This window comes from Enterococcus sp. 5H (assembly GCF_028128615.1).
Classification (GTDB): domain Bacteria; phylum Bacillota; class Bacilli; order Lactobacillales; family Enterococcaceae; genus Enterococcus_L.
The window spans coordinates 1-6,462 of the sequence record NZ_AMDP01000037.1 but is presented as its reverse complement, the minus strand read 5'-3'; the positions used below and the strand labels follow the sequence as shown (position 1 = coordinate 6,462).

Genomic DNA, 6,462 nt, shown 5'->3' with positions numbered 1-6,462 from the left:
TTGAATTTATATTTACGGATACCGCCTTTAGTAATCATAGAGATCACTTCTGCCAATTGCGTTGAATCAATCTTTTGCATGCACTAGACACCTCACTTTCCTTAAATTTTTGGAACAAAAAAGAACACTAGAATAACTTTTAGTGTCCTTTTCCTCAAAAGCTTATTTCCTATACGTTAAATCTCTTTTAGCGTATAGGAAATAAGCCTTAAACTATTGAATTTTTTCGCAAAATTTGCTATACTTTCTTAAAAGCAAATGGCGATATTACAACAGTTTAGACACTGGTTCAGTATTTTATTAGCCATTACTATCTCAGTGGGTGAGACAAAGAGTACCATCAATATTTTTTTAGACGATACTGCAATTCAAGGGCCAACTTGAATTGTGTTACGTCTTTTTTTGATTTCTTATGATTCAAGATATACTATTTTTTTTGATTTGTAAACAGATATTTCTGGCCATCCTTCCTAACTGTATACCAGTATACAGTTTTAAAAGTATACTGGTATACTTTTAAAACATTGAGATTATTTATTTGTATACTAGTATACTTTTCCATTTGTATACTAGTATACTTTGTTTTATTTATTGTTTTTGTAATCGCTAAATTGGAGAGCGATCACCATCTAGAAGTATACTAGTATGCCAGTATACTCACAGATCACTAAATAGTATACGAGTATATAAGTATCCAAGTATACCAGTATACTATTGGATAAAAAACATTTGTATACTTCAGTGTATTATTATTGATTTCTAATTATAACGATGGTATACTTATGTAAAGTTATTATCAGATATCGTAAAGGAGACTATATTATGAGTGGGACAGTCTATGTTATAGGAAACTTCAAGGGAGGAGTTGGTAAAACTAAATCTGTAACGATGCTTGCGTACGAAAGCGCCGTAATAAAAAATAGAAAAACCTTAGTTATCGATTTAGATCCTCAAGGTAATGCAACAAGTGTTTTGGCCAAAACTGGTAATATTAGCGAGATTAATCAAACAGTTACAGAAGGGTTTCAAACAGGAAATCTATCCGAACAAATTATACCTATATTGGATAAACTCGATCTAATAGCATCTAACACTGCATTTAGAAATCTTAGTAAGATTTTATATCAAAAATTTCCAGATGATGAAATAGCACAAATTACTTATCTTAAAAAGCTCATTGAACCTCTTAAAGAGGAATATGATGCTATTTACTTAGATGTTCCACCAACTATAAGTGATTACAGCGATAATGCAATGCTTGCTGCTGATTACTGTATTATTGTTTTACAGACGCAAGAACTTTCGTTAGACGGTGCACAAACTTACATTGCATATATGCAATATTTGGTTGATACTTATAATGCAGATTTAAATGTTTTAGGAATTATTCCTTGTATGTTACGTCAAGGTGGAAGAGTGGATGACAAAGTTTTAAATCAAGCAAAAAATTTATATGGAGGAAATGTTCTCGATACTATAGTTAAGTATCAAGAACGTTTAAAAGTTTATGATGTTGAAGGTATTGGGGTCAATTATAATGTTAATGGTAAACCTGATACCTGGGATAAAAGAGCTCATCAAGTATTTATTGATGTTCTTGATGAATTAGACACTCATCAAAACTATTTCGAAAGCTAGTAAGGAGGTAAGTCATGAAATCCAATTTTAAACCATTGATAAAGAATAACAGCTCTTTACAAGAAAAAAAAGTCACTGTGCAAGGTAGCACTAGTTTTAGTAGAGAAAACATTGATCCTATTATTAAACCCAGTACAAAAAAAGAAGTCCTTCCGAAAAGAGAAGTCGTAGAAAACAGCTCCTCAAAATTAATGCCGAGTAATATTGACACTGATCGACGCTTGAGAGCATCTACTACCCAAAAAACATCACCTAGTACAAATTTGAAAATCAATACTTTAAAGCCTTTTCTTAAAGAGGTCGAAGGTATGAACAAAGCTACTTTCAATGATATTATTTCATTACTCGCCGATAACTATGCTCAAACTAAGTTTACGACTCGACAACTAGAAGCATATAAGTCAATGTATAAAACACAATTTGATATGCTTGATAAGTAGAAAAGTATACTGGTATACAAATATACCAGTATACTTTTATTTACTTTTTTACAGATTATGAAAAGTGACTCTTATTTACCATTGCATCTCCAAATGAGGCAAAATTTTTGTCATTTTTGGGTATACTTACAGTAGACCACAGAGACCCTTTGCAGCATAGCGTTGCCGTGTCATTTTTACATATATTTTTTTCAAAAAAATACAGCTTTTCAACTTAATCTCTGATACACTGAAAGTGGTCGCTTTCCTCTTCAGCGATACTATCGCAGAAGGGGGTGTATTCTTGTGATCTTGTTATATTCAACGTTGATTGCTCCTATTGTTGTAGGGATAGTTTTAGCGCTATTCAAACATTGGCTTGACAAACGGAGCAAATAAAGCGACTGAGAGCCAAAAAGAACCCCACCATTTAGCGGATGGTGGGGTTTGGTGTATCTCATAATCTGTTATATTCCCTTCAATAATACATCTAAAACCCTATTTTGTCAAACTACTAACACTTATGCTGATCGTTTTGGGAAATCGTTTTACATATTTTCTTGAAGAATTGAATAAAATTGTTTTGCTTCGTTTAAATCAGCTTCTCGCATCGTTAGTACAGCTTTGTAATAATCAGCTATTCTTTGTTTTGATTTTTTTTCTGAATCATGTATAGTGTATACACGTAATCCAAAACCATTTTTAGTTTCAACTACACTAACTGTATTAAGAGAATCCTTCAATATTCCGTTTTTAAACGGCACTGTTTCCGAGTTATCTTCAAATTCAATAACTGTGTCTGTTTTTGTAATGATCTTAAATTTTTTAAATTTGAATCCTTATTTGTTGTCATAAGTAACTTGAGTAATTGGTAAGCGACTAAGCTCTGGTGACATATATTTTCCCATTGAACCATTTTTCATTTTAGTACCTCCATCTATTTTTTTATTAATTTATTATCATAATTCAGTTTCCATGTTTTTGAGAATCCTCAGAACACTCACTCAAGGTAATACCTCAGTTTAAAAGTTGAAACGACCTTAGAATTGCTCTGCCAATAACATAAATTTACGGCATATAGATTTAGCTATAAGTTTTGGTGACATTTTATCCTTTTTTCAGATTACAAGTCTTCAGTATTATACTCAGTGTATCCTTCATAGAAATAACTAACATCGATACCTTTCATGTATGTTTCACGATCATTTACTAATGACGTTAGTGCACGCTTGATTAAATGAGAAATTTCTAAATCGTTAATGGGGCTTCTTTCCATTGCAGAAAGATAATCTTCTTTATTAATCAGGTTCCAATCGATTACTTGGTTGATTTCCTGCTTAAGAATCAGATCTAACCATATTCTTGTACTGCGACCATTCCCCTCACGAAAAGGGTGCGCAATGTTCATCTCAACATACTTTGATACAATTTCATCGATAGTAGATTGCGGCATTTGATCAATATGATCTAAAGAAACGCTTAAGTACATCACCGGCGCAAACCTAAAATTCCCTTTAGCAATATTCACCGTTCTAATTTCACCGGCAAAATCATAAATATCTGAAAAAAGGTATCGATGAATATCTGCTAGGCCTTTGAATGTTCCTACTTCTAGTTTATCAATATCCCTACTATCGTATAATTTTTTTGCATTCGATTTACTGATCTTTTCTTCTGCTCTTGCTAATTCAACTTGATTTGTAATACCTAATTTATTGGTTAACATTTTTCCCCTCCTGGTCTTCTCTTTTTATCTCAGAATAGTAGCAAACTATTGATAGACAGATCACAATCAATCCTTCAAATGAATGACTCTTGGATCTTTCCCAAAAAAGGGTTATCTTCTCTTATTTGCTAAAAAAATGACGTGTTTCTTCTATTATATAGTAAATTATCTGTGCTTATAAATCTAAACTCATTACTGCCGTATCTTTATCTTCTTGTGTGATCCCAATGTAGCGTAATGTCTCACGCTGTGACGAATGATTTAACAGCTCCTGAATAATTTCAATGTGTGTCCCATTCTTATACAGAAAATAGCCAAATGTTTTTCTCATCGAGTGACTACCGATATTTTTCATCCCCATACTTTTTGCTGCTTTACTTAACACATCCCAAAGTGCTTGTCGACTTAACGGTTGATCCTCTCCTTTCCTGCTTGGAAATAGAAAGTGATCAAAATCATGTGTTGCTACCTGAGAAGGAAATGCTTCATTCACATATTCCAATATCTGTTTTCTCAATTTATTGGAAATAATAATGGAATTATGTTTGCCGGTCTTTTGTTCTTTCATTTCTAATCGTTCCTTCGTGACCATTCGGCCACGAGAAATAAGTAACACGTCTGATAATTTCAATCGACGTAAATCTGAAATGCGATAGGCGGTATTTATTCCGATCGAAAAAAGTAACATATTTCTTGGTCCCATTTTTCCAGAAGACAAAATGGCCTTCATGGCATCAATTTGCTTTTTTTCTCTGATCGGTTGAACAATTTTCATGTAAAAATCCCTCTTTTTATCAATATGACTTAACTCTATTATACTATAGTTTTAGTCTTATTCAAACAATCTATAATTTTAGAGGGCTACTCAAACAAGGACTGGCGCTTAGAGCCGTCTATCTTTCCCTTATTTTAACGAATAAGACACAACTAGCTTATGTCATATTCAGAATAATGCAACAATTTATCCTTGAATTTTACCATTTACAACAGTTACTATAATACGTTATAGTAACTGTGAGGAAGGAGTTTTTTATGTCCAATATAAAAAGTATCGAAGAAGAAATTGAAAAAATTCTTGTCAAAGAAAAACGCTCCTGGGTTCGATTATTTGAATTAATCAGAGAAGTTGAACTTGGTGCTTTATGGAAACCAGAGCATTCATCATTCACTCGTTGGATCAGACACTTAGCATATGAGTCTGGTGTAACCGAATCCCTTATTTGGAAACGCAAAAAAGCTGGAGAAATTTATTCTGATTACCAAAAAAGAGCTCGAAAGAAAGGAATCTCTGTTCCAAGAATCGAAGACGTTGACGTTAGCCCGGACAATTTTGAATTGGTCGAAAAGATCAGTCAAGGAAATAAAGAAATTAAAGACGATTTAATGGAAAAAGTACTGCAGCGTGAGTTAAAACGATCGGATCTACTCAGCGCTTGGAAATCTGTCAAAACCATTCGGCAAAATGACGGTGCCAGCATCATCAAAAAGAACAGCCATTCTGAAGTTGGCCACTCTGAAAAAGAGCTAGCCTTATCTGTTACAGATATCGCCGTCTCTTTAACCTATAGTTCTTGGCTAAATCATTTTTCTGTTTTTAACTCAGATGCTATAGTGACTCGTACACAAAGAAAAGTGTATAAGCTGCTTCCTAATTTCTCGTTTTACTCTTACTTAACGGATCGATCACATACTATTGATTTTTTATTGATGGAGAACCATACAAGTAAACCACATCAATTAAATTTACACTCCATCGAAGTGGTATTATCTGAAGAAGAGTTGCACTGCTCTTTCAATAGTAGGAAATACCAGCAACATGTGAATTATTTATGGATTGCGATTCCATCCATTATAATAGAAAAAATTGGTCCGAAAATTTCTGAAGACTACGGCATCATTGAGGTTCGTGATAGAAAAGTTGCGACGATTTGGAGAAATTCACTTTATTCAGTTGCAACAAATAAACTTGATCTGCTTCAAGAGGCTTTAATTCAGATAATTTGACTGGCAAAATATTAAGGTGTAATTTCACATAGAACTGAAGAAAATATATCTTTTTATGAATTTAAGAACAGGATTCGGAACAATCAATATGGAAAATAGTCGATATTCTTTATCAATTGCTGCACAAGTAGAAAAAGATTTAAATGAAATCATATTCTACCTAACCGAACCAGGTATGTATCAAACCAATATTGATCAATTAGTTGAGCATATTTTTGATGGTTTAGACCAGCTGCAAGTTCATCCTTTATCAGGAACTCCCTTAGATACTAAAACGGTTGTACCTACTAAGATACGGTATCTAATTATTGACGATTATTTACTATTTTATGAGGTCGTTTTTATCGCATACTATCATCTAAGCAAGATTTCATAACTACATTAAAGTTGAACTAATTTTTGGATTAGTTTAACTTTTTTCATCCCATAAGTTTTATATACTACGTTACAACTGAATAGTAAACTTTAGTTTTCTAATTATATTTTGTATAATCCATCTTATGTTAACTAATTTATAAAAGAAGCCATGTTTAGCAGATAATACTATATTGCTAAACATGACTTCTTTTTATAATTAAATATGTTTCGTTTTTTCCACCCGTGTTCCCCACTTATTTATTTTCAAGGTCAAAAGGGCATACATTCGAACAATATGAATCGTAAAGAAATGGAAAA

At 32.7% G+C, this 6,462-nt stretch carries 8 protein-coding genes; 5 read left to right on the top strand and 3 right to left on the bottom strand.

All coding sequences use genetic code 11. The features are described 5' to 3' along the window. Positions 1 to 822: 822 nt before the first annotated feature. The 3 genes from C240_RS12395 to C240_RS12385 all read left to right on the top strand — a co-directional run bounded on the left by C240_RS12395 (position 823) and on the right by C240_RS12385 (position 2,456). Positions 823 to 1,638, top strand: a complete 816-nt coding sequence (locus C240_RS12395) for a ParA family protein (protein ID WP_271496130.1) — start codon at positions 823 to 825, stop codon at positions 1,636 to 1,638. 14 nt (positions 1,639 to 1,652) lie between these two features. Then, on the top strand, positions 1,653 to 2,078 hold the full coding sequence (locus tag C240_RS12390; RefSeq protein ID WP_271496128.1) for a hypothetical protein: 426 nt from the start codon (positions 1,653 to 1,655) through the stop codon (positions 2,076 to 2,078). A gap of 285 nt (positions 2,079 to 2,363) precedes the next feature. Then, on the top strand, positions 2,364 to 2,456 hold the full coding sequence (locus C240_RS12385) for a type I toxin-antitoxin system Fst family toxin (RefSeq protein WP_254907342.1): 93 nt from the start codon (positions 2,364 to 2,366) through the stop codon (positions 2,454 to 2,456). Between the two features lie 149 nt (positions 2,457 to 2,605). On the opposite strand, the gene C240_RS12380 is transcribed toward C240_RS12385, so the two are convergent. The 3 genes from C240_RS12380 to C240_RS12370 all read right to left on the bottom strand — a co-directional run bounded on the left by C240_RS12380 (position 2,606) and on the right by C240_RS12370 (position 4,558). Beyond that, positions 2,606 to 2,821: a hypothetical protein gene (locus C240_RS12380; RefSeq protein WP_271496126.1), complete on the bottom strand. Its 216-nt coding sequence runs from the start codon at positions 2,819 to 2,821 to the stop codon at positions 2,606 to 2,608. 359 nt (positions 2,822 to 3,180) lie between these two features. Next, the gene (gene fic, locus C240_RS12375) at positions 3,181 to 3,783 is read right to left on the bottom strand and encodes a protein adenylyltransferase Fic (RefSeq protein ID WP_271496124.1); all 603 of its coding nucleotides are present in this window, start codon (positions 3,781 to 3,783) and stop codon (positions 3,181 to 3,183) included. Between the two features lie 175 nt (positions 3,784 to 3,958). Further along, positions 3,959 to 4,558: a site-specific integrase gene (locus C240_RS12370; RefSeq protein WP_271496122.1), complete on the bottom strand. Its 600-nt coding sequence runs from the start codon at positions 4,556 to 4,558 to the stop codon at positions 3,959 to 3,961. Positions 4,559 to 4,815: 257 nt separating this feature from the next. Between C240_RS12370 and C240_RS12365 the strand changes: the two genes are divergently transcribed. Continuing rightward, complete coding sequence (locus C240_RS12365) at positions 4,816 to 5,787, top strand: hypothetical protein (RefSeq protein ID WP_271496120.1); 972 nt, start codon at positions 4,816 to 4,818, stop codon at positions 5,785 to 5,787. 88 nt (positions 5,788 to 5,875) lie between these two features. Next, positions 5,876 to 6,163, top strand: a complete 288-nt coding sequence (locus tag C240_RS12360) for a type II toxin-antitoxin system RelE/ParE family toxin (RefSeq protein ID WP_271496118.1) — start codon at positions 5,876 to 5,878, stop codon at positions 6,161 to 6,163. The last annotated feature ends 299 nt before the right edge of the window (positions 6,164 to 6,462 follow it).

Coding starts and splice junctions, on each gene's coding strand:
- C240_RS12395 (WP_271496130.1), top strand. CDS start 823: ATGAGTGGGACAGTCTATGTTATAGGAAACTTCAAGGGAGGAGTTGGT.
- C240_RS12390 (WP_271496128.1), top strand. CDS start 1,653: ATGAAATCCAATTTTAAACCATTGATAAAGAATAACAGCTCTTTACAA.
- fic (WP_271496124.1), bottom strand. CDS start 3,783: ATGTTAACCAATAAATTAGGTATTACAAATCAAGTTGAATTAGCAAGA.
- C240_RS12370 (WP_271496122.1), bottom strand. CDS start 4,558: ATGAAAATTGTTCAACCGATCAGAGAAAAAAAGCAAATTGATGCCATG.
- C240_RS12365 (WP_271496120.1), top strand. CDS start 4,816: ATGTCCAATATAAAAAGTATCGAAGAAGAAATTGAAAAAATTCTTGTC.
- C240_RS12360 (WP_271496118.1), top strand. CDS start 5,876: ATGGAAAATAGTCGATATTCTTTATCAATTGCTGCACAAGTAGAAAAA.